The organism is Streptococcus sp. GMD4S (assembly GCF_000296955.1).
Map to the genome: position 1 here is coordinate 24,591 of NZ_AJRE01000029.1, position 23,812 is coordinate 48,402.

Below are 23,812 nucleotides of genomic sequence, written 5' to 3' on the forward strand. Positions count from 1 at the left end.
TCTGAGTTTTTTGTACTTAAATACTTTTTCCAGGTAATAGGGTGACTGGTAAGAAGTAACCAGTTGTCGCAACTTCCTTGCCTTCAATCTTCTGCAAGAGAAGATCAACAGTGAGTTGGGCAATCTCTTTCATAGGTTGCTTAATCGTTGTCAGGTGAGGATAGTAGTTCTCGATAAAGTAAGTCCCATCGTAGCCGATGACCTTGAGCTCATCAGGAACAGAGATACCTAGCTCCTGAGCTATTTTGATAACCAGGATAGCTGTCAAATCATCCGAAGCAAAAATCGCATCTGGTTTCTGATGGGTCAAGATATTTTTGATTTCCATTTCTTTTCTGACGGGAGAAAAGTCACTCGAAACATTGATAATAGGCGCTTTTGGGAGAATAGAGGCAAAGCCAGCATGACGCAGTCCAGTCGGTGAGTTAGAGTTATCATTTCCTGTAATCATGATGATAGACTGGGCTCCAGTCTTGACCAGAGTTTGGGCTGCGAGGACCCCGCCACCGTAGTTATCAGAGGAGACGACAGGGATGTCTGGTGATAGATTTCGGTCAAAGGAAATAATCGGTGCCGTCACACGATTGTAGTCTTCGATTCCCAAGTTGTGACTTCCAGAAATGATACCATCGACCTGGTTGGCCTCCAGCATTTCAATGTACTCCCGTTCTTTTTCAGAGTCATGTTCGCTGTTACAGATGATGGTTTTGTAACCATTTTTGAAGAGTTGGTGTTCCAACTTGTCAATCAACTCTGCATAAAAGACATGACTGATGTTTGGAAAAATAAGTCCAATCAACTTGGCAGATTTTCCTTGGAGACTTCGAGCCAGATTATTGGGCTTGTAGCCCAATTCTCGCATGGCTTCATTAACCTTTTGGATGGTTTTCTCAGATAGATAACCCTTTTTATTGATGACCCGTGAGACGGTAGTGGGGCTGACGCCTGCAAGTTTTGCGACATCAGTTAGTTTTGCGACCATAATCTAATTCATAGTAAGTTCCAGTTGGTTTTCCAGACTTGATCAGGATACCATTTTGGTCTGCATGTGGGAAGACACGACCAGAAAATACTTTTTCTCCTTTATTGATGAAAATTTCAAAGACTGACTTGTCGATGAAGATAGTGGCAGTAGTAGCTTGGTTATCGATAGGGCAAGAACGAGTCGTACCAAATTCTTGGGCGTACTGTTCACCAGCCTGACTACGATCCACTGTCACCTGTCCATTGACAAGGTCAAAGTTGATTGAAAGCCCCTTGCCTTCTTTATCAGCAAGTAAGACAATCTCGCTTTGGCTATTGGCCTCCAAGTTGAGCTCGAGTTCATAGGTGTTGTTGGTTTGAGTACGATTTGAGAAGACCTCTTCAGAAGCACGAAGTTCTTTGACGGCTGCGACCGGATATTGGTAGAGTTTGCCATCTTTGATAGTGAGTTCTTTGACCAATGAGAAGGTTCCTTGGTGGTCAAAACGGTCAGATGGGTAAGAAACATCTGGCAACCCAAGCCAACTTACTGCTAGTGCACGTCCATCTGGAGCGTTGAAGGCTTGAGTTGCATAGGCTTCAAAACCATAGTCTAGATTTTGCAATGGAGACACATCTACCATTTCGGCATTTTCAGGATCAAAGGAAGCCCCGATTTTGTACATGTTTGGATAAATATTATCATAGTCTAGAACACTCTTATCCAATCCTTGTGGGCAGTAGAGAAGAACAGGTTGCTCCCCTACAAAGACTAGATTTGGACATTCCATCATGTAGGCAGTGCGGTCGTTAGCAAAGTCAAGGTCGCCAACTGCTTGCCAGTTTGTGTAGTCATTGTCCACAGCCTTGTAGAGACGGACGAAGCCTTTTTTCTCCAAGTCCTGTCCACCGACGATAGCATAATATTGACCCTTGAAGTTAAAAATTTGCGGATCGCGGAAGTGGTCTGTAGAGTCTGATGGCTGGTCAATCAAGATCTTATCAATCTTTGTAATCTTGCCATCCTTATCCATCAAAGCGCCAATCTGGTATGGGTGACGGATCCAATTTTCATCGCGGACATTTCCAGTATAAAATAGGAACAAGTTATCGCCAAACTGCATGGCAGAACCAGAGTAGGCACCGTGGCTATCTAATGGAGTATCTGGTAAAACTTTGACTCCAGTTTCTGTAAAGTGCACCAGATTATCACTTTCAAGCTGCACCCAAGACTTCAAACCATGTGCTGCACCAAAGGGGAAGTTCTGGTAAAAGAGAATCCATTTACCATCAAAATAGGAAAAGCCATTTGGGTCATTGAGAAGCCCCATTTTAGGCTCGACATGGTAATGAGTATGCCAAGGAGATTGTGCCATCTTTTCCTTGATTTGCTTGATTTCATCATCTGTCCAATCTTCATAGCGTCTGTAGCGACGCTCTGTTGTCCATTCCATTTTATCTTTCCTCCTAAAGTTCTACTATCTTAATAGTAAACGTTTTCGACCAAAAAAGCAAGTCTTTTATGTTAAAAAAAAGAAAAATATGTCAAACGATTGCTAGAAATTAAGTAAAGGAGATCTAGCAAATTTTCACGAAAAAATGAAAGAAAATATAAATAAAAGCCTTGATTCCTCAAGTTTAAAGATATTTTTTTGAGGAAAAAGAGAATTTTCCTCAAAAACGAGCAAAAATAATCAGAGAAAAAAGAAAGGGTTTAAAAATTTCTGCAAAACGCTTGACATATTTTTGAAAGATGATAAAATAATACTCGTAGGGCGAGTAAAATCGCTTTCAAATAAGAACAAATTTTTTTATAAGGAGATTTTTGCAAATGACCAATACAGAAATTGCAAAAAAAGTCATCGAAGCCTTGGGTGGACGTGAGAACGTCAACAGTGTAGCTCACTGTGCGACTCGCCTCCGTGTGATGGTTAAAGATGAAGCGAAAATTAACAAAGATGCTATCGAGAACTTGGAAAAAGTTCAAGGTGCCTTCTTTAACTCAGGTCAATATCAAATCATCTTTGGTACTGGTACAGTAAACAAGATGTACGATGAAGTCGTAGCTCTTGGTTTGCCAACTTCTACAAAATCTGAAATGAAAGCAGAAGCTGCAAAACAAGGAAATTGGTTCCAACGTGCTATCCGTACATTCGGTGACGTCTTCGTTCCAATCATCCCAGTTATCGTAGCGACTGGTCTCTTCATGGGTGTTCGTGGTCTCTTGACTGCTCTTGGAATTACACTTCCAGATGATGTGAAGATTTACTCAGAAATCCTTACAGATACAGCCTTCATCATCTTGCCAGGATTGGTTGTTTGGTCAACCTTCCGTGTATTCGGTGGTAACCCAGCCGTTGGTATCGTCCTTGGTATGATGCTCGTATCTGGCTCACTTCCAAATGCCTGGGCTGTTGCTTCTGGTGGTGAAGTAACTGCAATGCAGTTCTTCGGATTTATCCCAGTTGTAGGTTTGCAAGGTTCCGTTCTTCCAGCCTTCATCATCGGGGTTGTCGGAGCTAAATTTGAAAAAGCTGTTCGTAAGGTTGTTCCAGACGTTCTTGACCTCTTGGTAACACCATTCGTAACACTTTTGGTCATGTCAATTCTTGGTTTGTTTATTATCGGACCAGTCTTCCACGTTGTTGAAAACTACATCCTTCTTGGAACAAAAGCACTCCTTAACTTGCCGTTCGGTCTTGGTGGTTTCTTAATCGGTGGAGTTCACCAATTGATCGTCGTATCAGGTGTTCACCACATCTTCAACTTGCTTGAAGTTCAATTGCTTGCTGCTGACCACGCTAACCCATTCAACGCTATCATCACTGCAGCTATGACTGCTCAAGGTGCTGCAACTGTTGCCGTTGGTGTGAAAACTAAAAATCCTAAACTGAAAACACTTGCTTTCCCAGCTGCTCTTTCTGCCTTTCTAGGTATTACTGAGCCTGCTATCTTCGGGGTTAACTTGCGTTTCCGTAAACCATTCTTCCTTTCATTGATTGCTGGTGCAATCGGTGGTGGATTGGCATCTATCCTTGGACTTGCTGGTACTGGTAATGGTATCACAATCATCCCTGGTACAATGCTTTACATTGGTAACGGACAACTTCTACAATACCTTCTTATGGTAGCTGTATCATTTGTACTTGGTTTCGCTCTTACTTACATGTTTGGTTATGAAGATGAAGTAGAAGAAGTTTCAGGAGCAATTTCTGAAGCTGAAACTGACCGTTTAACAGAAGAAGCAGTAACTGGTACTCTTGCTTCACCTAGCGAAGGTGTTATCCAAACACCAATCGTTGGTGACGTTGTTGCTCTTTCAAATGTGAATGACCCAGTATTTTCAAGCGGAGCTATGGGACAAGGTATCGCCGTGAAACCTAGCCAAGATGTTGTTTATGCACCAGCTGATGCTGAAGTGACAATCGTCTTCCCAACTGGCCATGCTTATGGATTGAGAACAGCTAACGGTGCAGAAATCTTGATCCACGTTGGTATCGACACTGTTTCAATGAACGGTGAAGGCTTCAACCAAAAAGTTAATCAAGGTGATAAGGTTAAAGCTGGAGATGTTCTTGGAACATTTGACTCAGCTAAGATTGCTGCTGCTGGTCTTGATAACACAACAATGGTTATCGTAACAAACACTGCAGACTTTGCTTCAGTATATCCAGTTGCTTCTGGAACAGTTGCTAAGGGTGATGCAATCATCGAAGTGAAAGCCTAATCCTCTTCAAAAATCAAATCTAAAAACAAAACGAACAAATGGCATGTTTGTTCGTTTTTGCTTGAATGGTAAGATTTACAGAGGAAAATCTAAAATATAGAGAAATCTAGACTTTCAAAATATGCTATAATAAAGAAAATAAAAACAAGAGGTTTATCATGACAAAATTATATGGAAGCTTGGAAGCGGGCGGTACAAAGTTTGTCTGTGCTGTCGGTGATGAAAACTTTAATGTTGTGGAAAAAACACAATTTCCAACAACAACTCCTATCGAGACGATCGATAAAACCATCGAATTCTTTTCAAAATTCGATAATCTTGCAGGCCTTGCTGTCGGTTCCTTTGGTCCGATCGATATCGACAAAAACTCAAAAACCTATGGCTTTATCACAACGACTCCAAAACCTCACTGGGCAAATGTAGACCTACTTGGTGCCCTTCGCCGCTACCTCAACGTACCTATGTATTTCACAACAGATGTAAACAGCTCTGCCTATGGTGAAGTGGTTGCTCGTAACAATGCTGGTGGTCGTATCGAAAACTTGGTTTACTACACGATCGGTACAGGGATTGGTGCAGGTGTTATCCAACGTGGTGAGTTTATCGGTGGTGTCGGTCACCCTGAAATGGGTCACTACTATGTGGCTAAACACCCAATGGATGTGGAGAAAGAATTTAACGGCGTTTGTCCTTTCCACAAGGGCTGTTTGGAAGGCTTTGCGGCTGGACCAAGTTTGGAAGCTCGTACAGGTATTCGTGGTGAAAACATCGAACTCAACAGTTCTGTCTGGGATGTTCAAGCCTACTATATCGCTCAGGCTGCGGTCAATGCTACTGTGACTTTCCGTCCAGATGTGATCGTCTTTGGTGGTGGGGTTATGGCCCAACAACACATGCTGGACCGTGTGCGTGAGAAATTTACAGCTCTTCTAAATGGTTACCTACCAGTACCAGACGTGCGTGACTACATTGTCACTCCAGCAGTTGCAGGCAATGGTTCTGCCACACTTGGAAACTTTGTCCTCGCTAAGAGTGTCGCAAAATAAAACAAAGAAACCATCCGCTTGGGAAACCAAACGGATGTTTTGTTTGATGAAAATGTTTTTGAGCCTTTCCTTAAGTGATTACGGACGGTAGCGACTTTCTTCGAAATTCCATACCTAAACTTTGAGCCTAATGTCTCAAAGTTCCCGAACACCTGAAACCATTAGATTTCAGGTGTTTTTATCACGACGGAAAGGCTGGGTAAGTCCTCGATTCACTATCGAAAAATAGGCATGATTTCCATACTAAAGTATATTTAGTATCAGGCTATTTTCTATTCTCAAAACATCTGCCAGAAGAAATCAATGATATAGGTCAAACCATAAGTATAAACCACTAGAGTAAAGGGCTTGGTCAGAATGATGATAATCATATAGCGTTTGAAGGTCATCTTGGTCAGGGCAGCCAGCATACAGAGAAAGTCAGCTGGACTGACAGGCCAGATCATCATAAAGATAAAGAACCGCTCGAAACGATTGCCCTTATCTAGCCAACCGATATACTTGTCATAGGTGCGTTTGCTGACGACGGACTGGACAAAGGCAGCTCCGTAGAGGCGCACGAGATAAAAGATAATGGCACAGCCAATCACGATGCCGATATAGTTATAGATAGTCCCGATGATGTGGCCGTAAATAAAGACCCCAGCCACTGAGGTCAAAGCTCCCGGAATGATCGGAACAACAGTTTGTAGGATCTGTAAAAAGATAAAGAGTGGTGGCCCCCAAACCCCAGCTTGCTGGATAAAGGCTGATAGGGTTTCCTTGGACTGTAATACTCCTGCCTGATAGGCCCAAATACAGAAAATCAAGGTGCCGACTCCCCCGACGATAGATGAGATATTGATGACTTGCTGAAGAAGGGGAGAAACAGCTTTCATTTGCTTATCCTGTGACATGTAAACTCCTCATAGATAGTATGATTCTACTATACCATATTTTGTGAAAGAAGGGGGAATTTAATGATAAACATGTTATAATAAAGAAAGTAGAACATCGTTAAAGGAGAGAATGATGCAAGTAAAACCAGAACTGGAGATAGAAAAACAACTAATCAACCAACTGGTAACTGGTGAAAGCCAATGGACTTATAGAGAAGACCTCAAAACAGAAGAACAACTATGGGACAACTTCTTTGAGAAACTAGCCCAAAACAATGTTGCTCTACTAGCAGACCATCCATTGACAGAGCAGGAAAAACGTCAGATTCAGAACCAACTGAACTTTGTCAGCTACTATGATGCTGCTAAGTGGTTGGTAGGTGAAAATGGCATTGCTAAAGTCGAAGTTCAAAGAGAAGATGCCAGCCTAGGAACCATTCGTTTATCAGTTATCTGGCGAGATAATATCGCAGCAGGAAAGTCTAGCTATGAAGTTGTCAATCAAGTCCAGAGAGAAAAAGTAAATCCTCTGGACCAAGACCGTAGACTGGATGTTACTCTTCTCATCAACGGTTTACCCATGATTCAAATCGAGCTCAAGAGTTCCCAAGCAGCATTTATCGATGCCTTTCATCAGATTAAAAAATATGACCGTGAAGGGAAATTCCGTGGTATCTACTCTAGCTTGCAGATGTTTGTTGTGACCAATAAAGTAGATACTCGCTATATCGCTGCAGCTAGGGAAAATAAACTCAACAAGCAATTTCTAACTAAGTGGGTGGATAAGGACAATCATCCTGTGACAAACCTGACTAGCTTTGCCCACGAAGTCCTTTCTATCCCTCGTGCGCACCAGATGGTCATGCAGTATTCTGTCATTGATGATAGCAAGAAATCTCTCATCCTCTTGCGTCCCTACCAGATCCATGCTATCGAAGCGGTGCAGGAAGCTTCGCGCCGTCAGGAGTCAGGCTATGTTTGGCATACAACAGGTTCAGGGAAGACCCTGACTTCTTATAAGGTGGCTCGGAATCTCCTCCAGATTCCATCCATCCAAAAGACGATTTTTGTCGTTGACCGCAGGGACTTGGACCAACAGACCACATCATCCTTCCTCTCCTATGCAACCAATGATGTCATTGATATCGATGAGACGGATAATACTCATGATTTGGTCAAGCGCTTAGGAAGTAATGATAAGCGGGTCGTGGTGACCACTATCCAGAAAATCACCACCATGATGCGCAAATTTGACCAAGGTCTTTACCAAAGAGATGCGGACAAAATCAAGGGACTCCGCGTGGCCTTTGTCGTGGATGAATGCCACCGTGCCGTGACGCCACAAACACAAAAGGACATTAAGGCCTTTTTCCCACAGTCTCTCTGGTATGGATTTACAGGAACGCCTATCTTTAAGGAAAATAAACGCCAGCAGGTCGGTGACCTTGCCCAAACCACCCAGCAACAGTATGGAGACCGTCTCCATGAGTATACGGTCAAGGAAGCCATCCATGATGGAGCTGTCTTAGGCTTTAAAGTAGACTATCGCAATACCCTCATTACGGATAGATCTGAAGATGACATACCAGATACTGTCTACGAAAATGAGGAACACATGCTAGAAGTCTTGGATGCTATTATCAATAAATCCCGTCAACAACTAGGCTTCCAAAAAGGAGTGGGTAAGACCTACAATGCCATCCTGACTGTCAAGTCCATCCCTCAAGCCCAAGCCTACTATGACCTACTCAAAAGAGTCAAGGCTGGTCAGACACGTGTCAAAGTATCTGAGAGGGTCAAGCAGGTCCTTCCAGACTTTCCAAAGGCGACCATCACCTACTCTGTCACTGAAAACGAAGAGGACTCAAGAGCCAACCAAGACCACATGAAGCAGGTCTTAGAGGACTACAACCAAGAGTTTGATACTCACTTTACCATGGCGGATCTTCGTGGCTTTAACACCGATGTCAATAACCGTCTAGCTAGGAAACAGGATAAATACCTCTATCGCAATGAGCAGTTGGACTTGGTTATCGTGGTCAATCGTCTCTTAACAGGATTTGATGCGCCTTGTCTATCGACTCTCTTTATCGACAGAAAGCCCATGCAACCGCAGGACTTAATCCAGGCCTTTAGCCGAACCAACCGTATTTTTGATTCTAGTAAGACCTATGGCCATATCATCACCTTCCAGAAGCCTCTAGCTTTTAAGGAAGCGGTGGACAATGCCCTCAAGCTCTACTCAAATGGTGGAGAAAACGAGGTCCTAGCGCCTAGCTGGGAAGAGGAAAAGAGAACCTTTTTACGGAGTTGCAGTGATTTCCAAAATCTCATCACAGATGATCCTGAGCAAGGGCTTCAAATCGAGCAGATTTCTACACCTGAGTTGAGAAAGCTCGCCAAGGCTTATCAAGTCTTTGATAAATATCTAGCCTCTATCCGAGTGTATAAAGAGTATGATGAGGAAGAGATCTACGCCCAGACAGGACTAAGCGCAGAAGAATTGGAAAACTATCTAGGTTTTTATCAAAATATCCTTGCAGAATTAAAAAGCCGAAGAGATGATGGTGATGAGGATGGGGAGCCCCTTGATATTCACTATGAGCTGGAGTCTATCCAAGTGGATGAGATTAACTATGCCTATATCCTAACCTTGATCCAAAGCCTGATCGAGCAAGGTCAGAGTCAAGAAAAGAACTTAAGCGCTCAAGATAGAGAAGCAGTGGACACCTATATCCAAAGTCTGGAGAAGATCAACCCAAATCTTGCCCAGATCATCACTGACCTTTGGAGAGAAGTCCAAGAACATCCGGAAAGCTATCGTGGTCAGTCTATCGCAAATATCTTGGATCAGATGATTGAGGAGGTCATCCAGCAACACATCCAAGTATTTAGCAAACGTTGGTATGTTGGAGAGGATGAACTCCGTTACTATGTCGAACACTACCGCAAGGGAGCTAAAAAACAACTAGGAGAAAGCCAACTGACCAAGAGCCAGCGCTATCAGGACTATAAGATAGAAGTGGCAGATGCCCTTAATCCCCTCCTCTATAAAAAACAAATCAAGGAAGCTTGTAAGCAACTTGTCGAAGAAGTCATTGAGCCACTCAGAGTGGGGAGATAGTCCTTCGAAGTTTCGAAGACATAGACTTCCTAAATTTTATATGTATTCTAAGCTTAGAATGATAAGAAATACATAAATTTAGGTGCATTCTAAGCTTCGAATGGTCTATCTGAGAAAGTTTTGGGGTCTTCGAGCTTTCGAATAGTCGTTTTTCCTAAAGTTTAGATGTATTCTAAAGCTAGAAAAGTTAAAATCTGAAAATAGTAAGAGTCTCTATCTGACAGACGGAGTGTATTTCCAGTCAGATAGGGATTTTCTATTTCTGAAATTACTGATTTATCCTGTAAAAGTAAGAAATAGACTAAAAAAGTGCTGTTGGGATGATAAAGGAGACAGTTGAGCGGATGAGAGTCATAAGTTCTTTGCTATTTGTTAGAATTGTCTTATCAACTTAAAGGAGAAATCTGATGAAGAAAGATAAAGAAAATGAGGAGAGTATGCTATCGACACTTCCTCTATGGGGGCTCCTATTTTTGGTCTGTGTATTGCTTCAAGTCTATGTTAGAAAGGATAGACCTTTGATTCAACCTGATAGACAAGGAAGCATTGTAAAAACAGATCAAAAACAGGTCTATCTTCCAGAACTAATCCAATCTTGGTTTGATAAAGAAAAAACTAAATGATTTGTTTAATAGAAAGGTTATCATCATGACAAAAATTTTCACTATCCGTCCGCTAAGCTATACCAACTTTACTAACCGTGAGTTTGAAAGTCTCATGGTAGATACGGGTCAACTACTAGAAGTTTTTGCCAAGGCACATAAGGACGAGTCTATGTATAGCAAGCATCTCGATTCCTTCAAGAGCAAGCTAGAAGACTTCCAAGGCCAACTCGCTATTGTAGAAAAGAAAGAGGCGACGAACCTGACCGAAGTCGATCGCAATCGTGACAGTGCCCTAGTCGGTCTCTTTACTCTTCATCGAGGATTTGCTAAGATCAAGGAGACCAAACTCAAAGAAGCTCATGAGACCTTGAAGCCAGTCTTTGCCAAGTACAAGGATATCACCAAGCACAGCAATGATGTGGAAACGGCAGAAATCAAGAGTTTGCTCAAAACCCTCAGTGAAGAACCCTACCATACGGCCGTTACCAGTCTAGGACTGACACCTATGCTGACGGCGGTGATTAGTGCGCAGGAAGACTATGATAAGGTGGAAAGTCAGGCGCGTGCGCATAAGTCTGCCAAGGAAGTCGGCAAGACCAGACAAGTCCGTACCGAACTAACCAGCATCTACGACCTCTTTATGCGCTATACCGCAGCCAGCGCAGAAGCCTATCCAGAAAAAGAACACCTGACTAAACTCCTTAAAGACCTGAATACAATCCGAGATAGTAAGCGACGATTGACTGGTTTCAATAAGAAGGAGAAGAAAGCGAAAACAGAAGAAGCGACACAAGTGGCAGGATAAAACCAACCCCTTAGGAATTGATTTCTAAGGGGTTATTTTGTGTATAAAAGCTTTATATACTCAGTAAGAATTGATATAATGGTATACATAGATGAAAAGAATATAATAATCGTAAGGAAATAGAAAAGTTAATGGAAAAAGAATATAAGTTTAGAGCACTTACTTCAAATAAAGATGTTGAAATAAAGCCGATAACACTAGCAGCACTTAAGTTTGCGATTGACAATAATTCGGAAGTAACAAATGTAGCTATTACTGGTAATTATGGAGCTGGAAAAAGTAGTGTTGTTGAGAGTTTTGAGGAAAAACGTAAAAAGACAAAATTCATTCATATTTCTTTGGGGCAATATGATGAAATAAAAAGTAGTGAAAAAAATGGACTTGATAAGCGAGAAATTAATACCATTGAAGGGAAAATAATTAATCAATTGCTTCATCAAATAGATCCTAACAAAATAAGGAAATCCATTTTTAAAACTCTTGATGCTGAATCACAGATCAACCCTCTCAATATTACACTGTATCTAAGTTTAACCATACTATTATCTTTGTATCTTTTTAATATTTCTTCATGGAGTGAATTGGTTCATAACTTTTGTTGGTTATCTTGGACTACGAAACCTATTATTTCTCTTCTTGTATTAATAACTTTATTTATTTTAATTGTATATGGAATTTATTTTTTACTGAAGCTACAAAAAGATTTTGGTTTTATCAAAAAATTATCCTTAAAGGCAGAAAAAGTTGAAACTGATATTGAAATCTTCTCAAATGAAAGTTCAAGGGTATCTTATTTTGATCGCTATTTAGATGATGTACTTTATTTGTTTAAGCAGTCTGAAGCGGATGTTATAGTATTTGAAGATATTGAACGTTTTAATGATTCTAGAATTTTTGAAAAATTGAAGGAATTAAATATAGTTATCAATAGAAAAAGAAAGATATGTGGCGAGTCCAAGCTGGTGTTTTTCTATCTTGTAAAGGATGATTTGTTTGAATCACAAGAGAGAACGAAGTTTTTTGATTTTATTATACCTGTAGTTCCTGTCGTAACCGCTTCTAATTCTCATGATATTTTAAAAAAATTGCTGACAGAAATGAGGGAATACACTAGGTTAGACAAGACGTTTTTATTTAATATTTCTTTATATCTTGACGATATGAGATTAATCAATAATATTTGTAATGAGTATCTGACCTATAAAGAAACATTGAGTAAATTACCATTAGAGCGTGAGAAAATTTTTTCAATGGTAGTCTATAAGAATATTTTCCCTAAAGATTTTTCACTTTTGCAAAGAAATCAAGGGTATTTATATGAATTGTTGAACTCAAAAGAAATAGCATTAAAAAATCTTAGAGAGGAGTTAAATAATAAGAAAAATGCTTTGGAGAGAAAGATAGAGAATGCTGAGGAAGAACATTTAAACGATGAAGTTGAATTATATGGAACTATCTTAAAAATACCGTCTGGAAGAAAAATAATTAAAGTAAATGGAAAATTTGAAAAAGATTTTTCAACACGTTATGATTACATAAAAGAGTTAATTGCAGGAGATAGTGAAATTTATTCCTTTGATAGTTATCATGATGCGGAGTATAATCAATATAAACGAAATGAGGATATTGATTCTTTATTTCCTAGTAGGAATACTCCGGAATTTCAAGAGCGTTTAAAGAATACTAAAAATAAAAAAATAATAGAAAAACTAAGAGAAGAAATTAAGAAAATAAATGATGAACTTGGTGAACTAGACAGCTATAGATTATCAGACGTTTATCAATATGCTAAAGATATTGATGATTTTAAAAGTGACTTTACAGAAGAAATAAGAAAGAATCCTCAATTCTCAATAATTTCTTTCCTAATTAGAAATACTTATATTGATGAGAGCTATCAAGATTATTTGAATTATTTCTATGAGAATACGATAACGGTAGAAGAAAAAGAATATTTAAGAAATGTAATTTCTGGCAGACAGAATAAATATAATATTTCTCTAAAAAATTTTGATGAAATCTTTAATTATTTAGAATTAAAAAATTATAAAAGTAGTAATGTGTTAAATTATGATTTATTTAGATTTCTGTTATATGCAAACGAACATAATGAGAAGTTGAAATTAATCTTTCACCAAGATAATATTTTGGAATTTTTACTGGACTTTTATAACGAATTATTTAGATTAGATGTTGAAAATAAATCGTTTTTCTCAGAGCGTGATATAAGGGTGTTTTTGATAAAATGGCTACATCATAACTCGGAACTCTTCAATGAGTATATTCGCCAAAAACATAGTAATTTGGTTGATAAAAGATTGATATTATCTTTAATGAATTTAGTTGATTTGTACGATTGTACAAAAGAAACAAAAGAACAAATTTCTAAATATCTAGAGATGACACAAGAGGTTTTTCTTAATATTTTTCAAAATTATTATTGTGATTTTGAGAAGTTTAAATACAATTTATCGGCTATAGATTTTAAAATTAAGGAATTTGATTTTGAGAGTTCAGGATATGAGGAAAATGTGCTGAATTATATTTATAAGAATCGCTTATACGATATTTGCAAATATAATGTACTATTTTTCATGGAACGGTATTCTGATATGGGCACAGAGTTATCAGATGTAAAACATAAAAATTATGAAATCATGACTGGTCAAAATGGATTAAAACCTTTACTAGATTATTGTCAATCTTCTGATGAAGAATTCCTAAAGTATATTTTAATGTATATTACTTTATCAGAGGGAGAGATGCGTGATAAACCTGAGTATATTGAACAATTATTGAATAATAATGTTGTATTTAATTATCAATTACCTCAGGAAACATTAGAACGTGATGAATCTGACGACTCAGATAATGACGAAAAAATTAAAAACGTTACATTAGAAGAAAAAATTATCTCCAGTATCCCAGAGTTTTATATAACTTATACTCAAGATAAATTCAATGATCTATCTAGTGAAAATCGAGAATTACTAGTAAAAAATCTTGTTCAGACTAAAAAAGCAGAAGTGAATACTGAAATTGTTTTAGAATATTTTAGCCAAAACAATGAAGGAGATACTAATTTAGTAGACTTTATTAATCAGAGTACTAATTTTAGGTTGGATAATAATATTTATCAAAACTTAGAGGAAGAAATTGGCAAAAAATTTCAAAAGTTTATCATAAAATCCTTAGGATTAAAGAAAACTATAAGAATACAGCTACTCAGAGATATAGGAATTCCTTACTATGAAATTTTTGACGATAAGAGCATAGATAATGATCAACTCCAAGATCTAATGTCTCAACATCTAATTGATTTTAACAAAATTAATATAGATTTTATAAAGGAAGAATATTCCGAACTCATAGGTTTCTTTATTCTTTATAATATTAATGATTATTTGAATTTTAACAAAGAACAGATTGATATAGAACAACTTGAAATTCTATATGAACAGAATGAATTTGAAGAAAAAATAGATTTAAAAATATTAGCACTTCTATTAGATAATCATTATAACGAAGATTATTTTATATATTTAATAGACAACTATACTTTTGATGAAGGTGACAAACAGCTTCAAGAAAATATACAAAAGATAGTTAAAAAATATATAAAACAATTTATAGAGTTGGATGAAGAAGGAATTAGTTATTCATTGTATGAATCAATCCTGAATTCGAATGATGTCTCAGCTGACCATAAGAAAAAACTTTTAGAAAAATTAATTTCTGTTTCAGAAAATAGAATCAAAATAGATAAGCTAGATTTATTAGGTGAGTATTTAGATTTATTAGAATTACCGGATATTATGCAAATTTTGAAGGAACAAATCAATGATAATAACTATACTAAATGGGAAGCTGCCTTTGAAAAATTAAACCAAAATGAAAGTAATGGTGGAAAAGGGAATCAGGATGCGAAGGTACCGAATTCTAAATTTAATAAAAAACTACTCGATTACTTAAAGAAAAGGGAGTTGATATCTAATAAGTCCGGAGGTGAAGGAACTGTACTAAAGCTATATGGATTTAGGACGAAACAGATCGAATTTAAAGATAGCTTGGGAGAAAATCATGAGTAAAAATAGTATCACTCCAATAAAATTTAAGAGTTTTTTAAATCATTGGTCATATACAAGATTAAAAGAAGTCAAAGACGTTCGAGATGGGACTCACTCATCTCCAAAATACATTGACAATGGGTATCCTTTAGTAACTTCAAAGAATTTAACAGATTCTGGACTAAATCTAAATGATGTATCATTAATTTCTGAGTCAGATTATAATGAGATAAATAAACGTTCAAAAGTAGAAGTAGGGGATATTCTACTTGGGCTAATTGGTACAATAGGAAAGCCAGTTTTAGTTGAAATAGATGGATTTTCTATAAAAAATGTTGGATTGATAAAAAATGGTGGAAAAATACAAAATCAATTTTTACTGCAATATTTAAAAACGAACTTATTCAATAAATATATTCAAATTGAAATGGCAGGGAATACTCAAAAATTTTTGGGGCTAGAAACGCTTCGTAATACCAAGGTTCCAGTTCCTAGTCCAGAAGAACAATCCGCCATCGGCTCCCTATTCCGCACCCTCGACGACCTTCTGTCCTGCTACAAGGACAATCTAGCCAACTACCAATCTTTCAAGGTTGCCGTGCTTGCCAAAATGTTTCCCAAAGCTGGACAGACGGTTCCTGAGATTCGTTTGGATGGTTTTGAAGGTGAGTGGGAGCTTCGTGAAATTAATGATTTAGCTGATGACTTTCAAAGTGGTGGCACTCCAAAAACAAATGTTCAGGAATATTGGGATGGGGATATTCCTTGGATTCAGTCATCTGACTTAGGGATAAATTGTCTATTTGAGATTAAAGTTCAAAAAAGTATTTCTGAGAAAGGATTGGAAAATTCATCAGCCAAAATAATTCCAAAGGATTCAATTGCGGTTGTTACGAGAGTTGGAGTTGGGAAGTTAGCAGTGATGCGTCATGAATACGCAACAAGTCAAGATTTTTTATCACTCTCAAATCTTAAATCAAATATAGAATTCACAGCATATTTGCTATATAGATTACTTCAAAAGGAGGTTAACCAACTTCAAGGGACATCAATAAAGGGTATTACTAAAGTGGAATTACTATCGAAAAAAGTACTTATCCCATCTCTCCCTGAACAACAAGCCATCGGCGCTTACTTCTCTAACCTCGATAATCTCATCAATTCTTATCGAGAAAAAATTTCTCAGCTTGAGACTCTGAAAAAGAAACTCTTGCAGGAAATGTTTATCTAACGTTTTATTTAACTGAAGGGGGGCTAACTATGCCAGATACAACTTTTAACCGTGAAAAGAAAACAGATAGACCTGTTATTGCACTTTGCTATGATTTTGATAAGACACTTTCTCCAGATAATATGCAGGCTCAAGGATATATCCAAACAGTACAACCAGAAGGTAGCGATATGATTGGTGATTTTTGGAAGGAGTCAAATGGTCGTGCCACGGCAAATAATATGGATAAGAACCTTGCTTATATGTATACAATGAAGAAAAAAGCACGTGGGCAAATCGTCTTTACAAAAGAGAAGTTAGCTGAGTATGGATCTCAGGTTGCACTTTTTCCTGGAGTAGAGGATTGGTTTAAACGCATAAGAGACTACGGGTATGATAAAGGGATCATTGTCGAGCATTATATTATATCTTCAGGTTTAAAAGAGATGATAGAAGGAACTACAATTGCAAAAGAGTTTAAAGAACTATACGCAACTTCTTTCTATTTTGATGATGATGGAGTTGCTGTCTGGCCTGCTCAAGTAGTGAATTATACTAATAAGACACAGTTTCTTTTTCGTATCTCAAAGGGTGTTCTTGATGTTAATGATGAAGCGGTTAATGATTCTTTCGCACCTGACGAAATCAGAGTTCCATTTCGAAATATGATTTATTTAGGTGATAGCGATACAGATATTCCTTGTATGAAATTGGTGAATTCTCAAGGTGGATATTCTGTCGGTGTTTTTAATCCAGATGAAAAAGATGAACTGAAGGCAAAGAATAAAGTCTATAAAATGATGAGAGATAATCGTATTTCTTACTTTGCTCCTGCAGACTATTCAGAGGGTAGTGAGCTTGACGAACTAGTGAAATTGATTATTGATAAAACTGTATACAATGAAAAACTGTATGAGAAAAAGTACAATAATCAAAAAGAAGCTATCGAACAAGCTAAACCAAAAGAAGAGCAAGAGAAATTAGATTTAATCAACTCATTAGAAAGTAGTGGTAGTTTCAAAAATACTCATGCTATTGTTGAGAAGTTATCAAAATATACTAGTTGGAAATATGAAGAATTGGAAGATCTCTTAGAAATTGCACTAGTAAATACACAGGTATGGCATATTTTAAATGATCCAGATATTAAAAAGTTTTACCAGTATCTTATTGAACAACTTGGTAGCAATACTGATGAGTTAATTAGAGACAAAGTTGAAAATATTCAACAAAAATTTGAATCTTAAATTGTAGATGAGAATTATTAGGTAGGTTATGACGGAAAATAATTTTATAAAATTAGATCAAATTGATACCGCAACTGCATCGAAAAATTTTGCAAATTTATTAAGAGAAAATAAGACATATTTTCTTAATGGTACTTGGGGATCAGGTAAGTCTACCTTTCTTAAAGAAGTCGACGATACAAAACAAGTTAAACTAGTAATCATTGATTTTTGGAGATTAAATGACAGTCGATCAACTCTAGAGACAGTTTTTGCGAGGTTACATCCATTTGTTTATTGGGGCTTAAGATTAATTGTAATTCTATGCATTGCATTATCAATCCTAATGACTAATGTAGTTGATTTGGGTCTAAGTGCTTATGTACCTAATTGGGTTGTTTTGTTTGCAGGAGTAATTGCTTTAATAGTTGCAATCCATCAGTTTTTGAAAATAAAATCAGATGGAATTTATAGCTGGTTGTTGACTAAAAATTATCTTTCATGTAGGAAGAAAATCTTGGTTGTTGACGACTTTGACAGGATGACTCCAGCTCAACAGGAAGCAAGTTATAAACTGTTTAGTTTACTCAATGGAAAACTTCCGATTATTTTTATTGGAGATATAGAGATAATCCATAGAAGTGAGAGTAATTATCTTTCAAAAATTATAGATCGACGAATTGAGTTGCCATTTGTTCTCCATCCTACAAAAATATGGAGTGATTATTTCGAACAATTGGAAAAGAGATTAGAAATAAAGCTTTCTGATGGATTTAAGAGGGCGTTCATAACAGATGAAAGAAATTTACGAGACAGAGAACGTTTTAATGATTATGTTAATCTAGAATTGATTGGACGTAATAAAGAGAAATATGTTCAAATTGAGCAACAACTTGTTGTTATATATCTTTTTCTATATTATCCAAAATTTTATGAAAGTCTAAAGAAAGATAAAGGATCTATTAAATTAGATCCGAATAAAACGTTAATATTAAAAGAACTTCATAATATTTTATTTGAAAAAAATAATTCATATCCTAGTTGTTATTTTTTAAATAAGGAAGCTTACCTTATAAATGAAGTACCATCAAATAGACTCACTGGAGAATTGATTCAGATTATTGATGATGAACGACAGCTTTCTAATGAAATTTTACTTTCACAGAATGATTTCCGAGATTTTATCAATGGAGAATACGAAAAACTAACTAATCAACAACAAGATTTATTGTTTTCAAATGCTTTAAAAGTATCAACTCACAGTGAAGATAACTTGCTAGTAAATCTTATTTTGCAGAAGAAGGTTAAGACTGAAATTCCTGAATATAGGATAGGGACTCAAGATGTGAATATTGAATTAGTTAAAAAGACTTATTTATTTTTAAAGAGTGTTTTAGGTAAAACAGATGTAAGCGAGATATTCTATTTTATTTTCAAACATAAAATTTTTAGATATCAAGATATGGAAGGTGTTAATACAGGATTAAGTCCTGATGATAAAGAATTTCCATCATACAGGTGGAAATATATAGTAATTTTGATTCACTTGTATGAACTAGATAAAGTACTTCAATTTTATGAATGGAGCAATACTATCTGGGGAGCCATAATGAAACTAAGTACAGAAGAGTTCCTCCGTTTTTGGATAGAATTTGGATTTATAAGTAATAAAGATCAGAATAAACCTGGGTATAATTCTAAAAATAAAGAATATATTTTTGTAAAAGATTTTAACACTTATGCTGACGAAGAAGATATTATTTTCTTAAAAGGAAGTATTAAGGAAAGATTAAACGAACTTGAAAAAGAAGGATTCAAATTCGAAGATTAAAAGCTAAAAGGAGTTGCCATGGTATCAGTAACACAACGTATAAAAGACATTCAGCAACCTCGAGGTGGTTATCTGCCCATCAAATTATTTTCAGTAGAGCAGTTCGAAGACCATAGAGTTCTGCATCCTGTAGAGTCTTTATCTCCTAGTTTAGTGGGGATTTGTGTGGACTACTTGACACGCTTTATGAAAGGGACAGAAGCCCATGATGCTTTCAGAATTTCTCTAAAGGGAGCTCAGATGGTTGGTATGGGAGACCTAGCAGAAGCACTGCTCGATTTGGTGACAGGATTGGACGATTTATCGATAGAAAGTGCGTGTCGTTTGGTTTCTTTTGATGTTGTTTATCGTGCAGGGAAACAGTATTATAAGCCTTTTGAGGAAATTATAGTAGATGCAGAAACGATAGAGAATATTCGTATCATGGTAGAACGAAGTCTTTGCTTTTTCGACCTCTATGGTCCTTTGGTAAAGGATGGTTTTAACTTTTTGGGAGGCTATACAGATACGATTGATAAGGGTGATGGAGATTTTCTGACCAAGGATACACTGTGGGATTTTAAGGTGACTAAAACAGCTCCTAATAAAGACCATACACTACAAGTCCTTGTCTACTATATCATGGGCCTACATTCCTTTGACCCTGACTTCCTGTCTATCGAAAATCTTGGATTTTATAACCCTCGAAAAAATATCGTTTATCAACTTCCAGTCTCTTCTATTCCTTTAGATTTGATTCAAACGATTGAAAATGAAGTGATTTGTTATAAATGAATGCTTGTTTAAAAATAAATTGCAAAACTTAGAAAGAAACATTATGGAAACAACACAAACGTCCCAGTCGCTCTACCAAGCCCTGTGGAATTCAGCGGATGTTCTCCGCTCCAAGATGGATGCCAATGACTACAAGTCCTATCTTTTGGGCATGGTCTTTTATAAGTACCTGTCTGACAAGATGCTCTTTTTCGTGGCGGAGACCATGGAAGAGGGGACGGATAGTCTTGAGGATGCCCTTGAGGTCTATCGTAACTACTACGAGGATGCGGATACCCATGAGGATCTGGTCTCTGTTATGAATGATGAGCTTAACTACATCATCAAGCCACACTTGACCTTTACGGCTCTGGTAGCACGTGTCAATGAGGGAACTTTCCAGCTGGAAGATCTAGCTCAAGGTTTTCGTGATATCGAGCAAAGCGACGACCTTTATGAAAACCTCTTTGAAGATATCGACCTTTACTCTAAAAAGCTAGGGGCGACTCCGCAAAAGCAAAACCAAACGGTAGCAGCGGTCATGAAAGAGTTGGCTATGCTAGATGTGGCTGGTCATGCTGGTGATATGTTGGGGGATGCCTATGAGTATCTGATCGGTCAGTTTGCGACTGACTCGGGTAAGAAAGCTGGTGAGTTCTATACGCCTCAGCCTGTTGCCAAGCTTATGACTCAGATTGCCTTTTTGGGTCGTGAAGACCAGCTAGGTTTTACTATCTATGATGCGACTATGGGGTCTGGCTCTCTTTTGCTTAATGCCAAGAAATATTCTCATAAACCGCAGACAGTTGTCTACTTTGGTCAGGAGCTCAATACCTCGACTTATAACCTAGCACGGATGAATATGATCCTACACGGGGTTCCAGTTGAGAATCAATTTCTCCACAATGCCGATACACTGGATGAAGACTGGCCGACACAGGAACCGACCAACTTTGACGGTGTTCTCATGAACCCTCCATACTCTGCCAAGTGGTCAGCAAGCTCTGGCTTCCTGAATGATCCTCGTTTCTCTCCTTTTGGGAAACTGGCACCCCAGTCTAAGGCTGACTTTGCCTTTCTCCTGCATGGATATTACCACCTCAAGCAGGATAATGGGGTCATGGCTATCGTCCTTCCTCACGGTGTTCTTTTCCGTGGCAATGCGGAGGGAACCATTCGCAAGGCCTTGTTAGAAGAAGGAGCTATTGACACGGTTATCGGTCTACCAGCCAATATCTTCTTTAACACCAGCATTCCGACTACGGTTATCATTCTCAAAAAGAATCGTACCAATCGTGATGTCTACTTTATCGATGCCTCTAAGGAGTTTGATAAGGGCAAAAACCAAAATATCATGACGGATGCCCATATCGAGAAGATTCTGGAAGCCTACAAGTCTCGTGAGGAGATGGATAAGTTTGCCCATCTGGCGAGCTATGAAGAAATTGTCGAAAATGACTATAACCTCAATATCCCTCGCTATGTAGATACCTTTGAGGAAGAAGAAGTTGAACCACTAACTGATATCGTCAGCAAGATTAACGAGACAAATCAAGCTATCGAAAGCCAAACAGCTTCTCTACTTGAAATGTTGAACCAACTCCACGGAACCACACCAGAAGCTGATGCTGAGCTCAAAGAGTTTTTGAAAAACTTTAAAGGGTGATGAGTGTAATTGATTCGCTCATAATTCGCTCATTTTTAGGATACAACTTTGTTTCCATATTTCCTGGAAACGGATAGAAAGTAAGGAGAAACATGGAACAAATTAACCAAAAATCCCAGTGCCAACAACTCTGGGCTAGAAACAAATACCTCGTTTTGAGCCATTCCAGCAATATTTACAATGAGATTCGCCAATACTTGAAGAATGAACAGGTGGAGCTGAGTCAGGTTCAAGAGATGATTGACCGTGCCTGCCAGATCCCAGAACACAGGGGTCAGGTTTGCAATGCCTTTCAGCATATTTGGGGCTATTTCAAAAAGAAAGCGACAGATGTTGAGCGCAAGGACTATATGCTCTTGCTTGATCGCTATCGCTTTGGTCAGGCTTCCAAGGAAGACTTGATTGCTAAGACTCGAGACTTGCTTAATCGCTATCCCAATACCTACTTGCAACATTCGACTTTACTGAAAGGAGACACCCATGAGACTTTGGCATGAGGCTTTGATTTCACAACTTCCCCGTCCGCAGCTCTTGGGGCAACATCGAGAGTGCTGCGCCCTGCGTGGCAATGGCTGGGGCAGAAAGCATGCGACGGTGGACTATGTCTTTACCCACTCGCCCTATCGTCTCTATGCCTATCATCGCTTGATCATGGAGGAGATGGCTGGCCGTGGCTACAATGTCAGTCCAGAGTGGCTGGACAAGGACTACCGTGGCAAAACCTGCCCTCCCTATGAAGACTTGCCTGAGGAGAAGTTGGACAATCCCGTCTACAGTGAGCATGATGCAGGATACTATGAGGAATGTCTGGCTAATCTCCGAGAGAAAGGCATTGAGTTGGTGTAAGAGTCAGGATTAGCTCCACATTATAACTCTTCTCGTAATTTTTTCGAATAATAAAGATGAGACCTTTAGAATGATTCTAAGGTCTCCTTTTTATGAATATTAGAATTTGCTTTTAATAACTTTTGAGTTATAATTTAATTAGAAAGAGGCTACTTGGTGCATACAATTTACTTCTATAAGGACAAAAATGGAAATGAGCCAGTCTTAGATTATATGAGAGAATTGGCTAGTCAGAAAAGTAAGGATAGTCGCATCAAACTCAATAAATTAAATGACTATATTGAGTTGTTGAGTCAGCATGGGACTAGAGCTGGTGAACCCTATATCAAACATTTGGAAGATGAAATTTAGGAACTAAGACCTCTGAGGGATAGGATTTTATTTGTAGCGTGGTTTGATGGGAGTTTTGTTCTTTTACATCATTTTGTTAAAAAGACTCAGAAAACTCCTAGGAGAGAGATTGATAAAGCCAAGCGTGAACTGAAGGACTTAAAAGAAAGAGGGTTAAGTGATGAAAAATAGCGCCATTGGGAGTAATTGGAAGGATGTCCGAAAAGAACTCTTTACCAAGGAGGAAATCCTTGAAAGTGATATGCGAGTGGCCATCATGAGTGAGTTGATAGAAGCTAGACATGAGCAAGGTATCAGTCAGAAAAAGCTAGAAGAACTCAGTGGAGTAAGCCAGCCTGTCATAGCTAGGATGGAGACAGGAAAGACCAGTCCTCAGTTGGATACGGTCTTAAGAGTTTTAGCCAGTTTAGGAAAGACACTAGCAGTCGTCCCACTTGAACAGGAAAAAAGTTGATTAAACTGACCTATAGTCTTTTCTAATAACAAGCCATAGTCACTTATAAGAATCGTCAATAGCTTGTTTGAGCATTCCAACTAAAATACAGCCACAAAACAAGCGATACAAAGGATTTGAGACGCTGGTCTCAAGTCTTTTTCTTTTGTCCAAAAGAATGATATAGTTTCAAACTATATCAAAGCCTAATTATTTACAATTATACAGACCCTTTCTTTTCTGTTAAGATAGTTTCAACAACAAATTTTGGAGGACACATC

Annotated in this window: 17 protein-coding genes and 1 pseudogene; 15 read left to right on the forward strand and 3 right to left on the reverse strand. The window is 37.9% G+C overall.

The genetic code is table 11. From position 1 onward, the window contains the following. Positions 1 to 16: 16 nt before the first annotated feature. The gene (locus GMD4S_RS01160; RefSeq protein WP_000225984.1) at positions 17 to 982 is read right to left on the reverse strand and encodes a LacI family DNA-binding transcriptional regulator; all 966 of its coding nucleotides are present in this window, start codon (positions 980 to 982) and stop codon (positions 17 to 19) included. Then, positions 963 to 2,417: a sucrose-6-phosphate hydrolase gene (locus GMD4S_RS01165; RefSeq protein WP_000455345.1), complete on the reverse strand. Its 1,455-nt coding sequence runs from the start codon at positions 2,415 to 2,417 to the stop codon at positions 963 to 965. Before GMD4S_RS01165 ends, GMD4S_RS01160 begins: the two co-directional genes overlap by 20 nt. A 377-nt stretch (positions 2,418 to 2,794) precedes the next feature. On the opposite strand from GMD4S_RS01165, the gene GMD4S_RS01170 reads away from it, so the two are divergent. Together GMD4S_RS01170 and scrK are read left to right on the forward strand one after the other, a co-directional pair. Next, positions 2,795 to 4,690 (forward strand): sucrose-specific PTS transporter subunit IIBC, encoded by a 1,896-nt coding sequence (locus GMD4S_RS01170; RefSeq protein WP_000185530.1) that lies wholly within the window; start codon positions 2,795 to 2,797, stop codon positions 4,688 to 4,690. Between the two features lie 158 nt (positions 4,691 to 4,848). After that, entirely contained in the window at positions 4,849 to 5,736 is an 888-nt protein-coding gene (scrK, locus tag GMD4S_RS01175) for a fructokinase ScrK (protein ID WP_000164293.1), read from the forward strand. A 278-nt stretch (positions 5,737 to 6,014) separates the two neighbouring features. Here scrK and GMD4S_RS01180 read toward each other — a convergent pair whose 3' ends face one another. Beyond that, positions 6,015 to 6,632, reverse strand: a complete 618-nt coding sequence (locus GMD4S_RS01180; protein WP_000076176.1) for a TVP38/TMEM64 family protein — start codon at positions 6,630 to 6,632, stop codon at positions 6,015 to 6,017. 112 nt (positions 6,633 to 6,744) lie between these two features. Here GMD4S_RS01180 and GMD4S_RS01185 point away from each other — a divergent pair, with 112 nt between their 5' ends. From GMD4S_RS01185 to GMD4S_RS01245, 13 genes and pseudogenes are all read left to right on the forward strand, one after another. Continuing rightward, complete coding sequence (locus GMD4S_RS01185; protein WP_029709017.1) at positions 6,745 to 9,738, forward strand: type I restriction endonuclease subunit R; 2,994 nt, start codon at positions 6,745 to 6,747, stop codon at positions 9,736 to 9,738. Between the two features lie 407 nt (positions 9,739 to 10,145). Then, the gene (locus tag GMD4S_RS01190; RefSeq protein ID WP_000710794.1) at positions 10,146 to 10,361 is read left to right on the forward strand and encodes a hypothetical protein; all 216 of its coding nucleotides are present in this window, start codon (positions 10,146 to 10,148) and stop codon (positions 10,359 to 10,361) included. A gap of 25 nt (positions 10,362 to 10,386) precedes the next feature. Further along, positions 10,387 to 11,148, forward strand: coding sequence for a DUF6261 family protein (locus tag GMD4S_RS01195; protein WP_000161227.1), 762 nt, complete (start codon positions 10,387 to 10,389; stop codon positions 11,146 to 11,148). A gap of 131 nt (positions 11,149 to 11,279) precedes the next feature. Continuing rightward, entirely contained in the window at positions 11,280 to 15,236 is a 3,957-nt protein-coding gene (locus GMD4S_RS01200) for a YobI family P-loop NTPase (RefSeq protein WP_000410316.1), read from the forward strand. Beyond that, positions 15,229 to 16,446, forward strand: a complete 1,218-nt coding sequence (locus tag GMD4S_RS01205; RefSeq protein WP_000042200.1) for a restriction endonuclease subunit S — start codon at positions 15,229 to 15,231, stop codon at positions 16,444 to 16,446. The genes GMD4S_RS01200 and GMD4S_RS01205 overlap by 8 nt, the downstream gene beginning before the upstream one ends. Positions 16,447 to 16,475: 29 nt before the next feature. Beyond that, a complete protein-coding gene (locus tag GMD4S_RS01210; protein ID WP_001113489.1) occupies positions 16,476 to 17,672 on the forward strand; it encodes a haloacid dehalogenase-like hydrolase in 1,197 nt (398 codons plus the stop codon). Positions 17,673 to 17,700: 28 nt separating this feature from the next. Further along, positions 17,701 to 19,482 (forward strand): P-loop NTPase fold protein, encoded by a 1,782-nt coding sequence (locus GMD4S_RS01215; RefSeq protein WP_000138469.1) that lies wholly within the window; start codon positions 17,701 to 17,703, stop codon positions 19,480 to 19,482. An 18-nt stretch (positions 19,483 to 19,500) separates the two neighbouring features. Beyond that, on the forward strand, positions 19,501 to 20,256 hold the full coding sequence (locus tag GMD4S_RS01220) for a hypothetical protein (RefSeq protein ID WP_000255407.1): 756 nt from the start codon (positions 19,501 to 19,503) through the stop codon (positions 20,254 to 20,256). 43 nt (positions 20,257 to 20,299) lie between these two features. Beyond that, positions 20,300 to 21,901 (forward strand): type I restriction-modification system subunit M, encoded by a 1,602-nt coding sequence (locus GMD4S_RS01225; RefSeq protein WP_000450455.1) that lies wholly within the window; start codon positions 20,300 to 20,302, stop codon positions 21,899 to 21,901. 92 nt (positions 21,902 to 21,993) lie between these two features. After that, complete coding sequence (locus GMD4S_RS01230) at positions 21,994 to 22,398, forward strand: YbgA family protein (RefSeq protein ID WP_000435150.1); 405 nt, start codon at positions 21,994 to 21,996, stop codon at positions 22,396 to 22,398. Then, on the forward strand, positions 22,382 to 22,747 hold the full coding sequence (locus GMD4S_RS01235) for a TIGR02328 family protein (protein ID WP_001241798.1): 366 nt from the start codon (positions 22,382 to 22,384) through the stop codon (positions 22,745 to 22,747). The genes GMD4S_RS01230 and GMD4S_RS01235 overlap by 17 nt, the downstream gene beginning before the upstream one ends. Before the next feature lie 156 nt (positions 22,748 to 22,903). Then, a pseudogene (locus GMD4S_RS01240) lies at positions 22,904 to 23,269 on the forward strand (type II toxin-antitoxin system RelE/ParE family toxin). Then, on the forward strand, positions 23,259 to 23,552 hold the full coding sequence (locus GMD4S_RS01245; protein WP_000797741.1) for a helix-turn-helix domain-containing protein: 294 nt from the start codon (positions 23,259 to 23,261) through the stop codon (positions 23,550 to 23,552). The pseudogene GMD4S_RS01240 and the gene GMD4S_RS01245 overlap by 11 nt, the downstream one beginning before the upstream one ends. Positions 23,553 to 23,812: the final 260 nt, after the last annotated feature.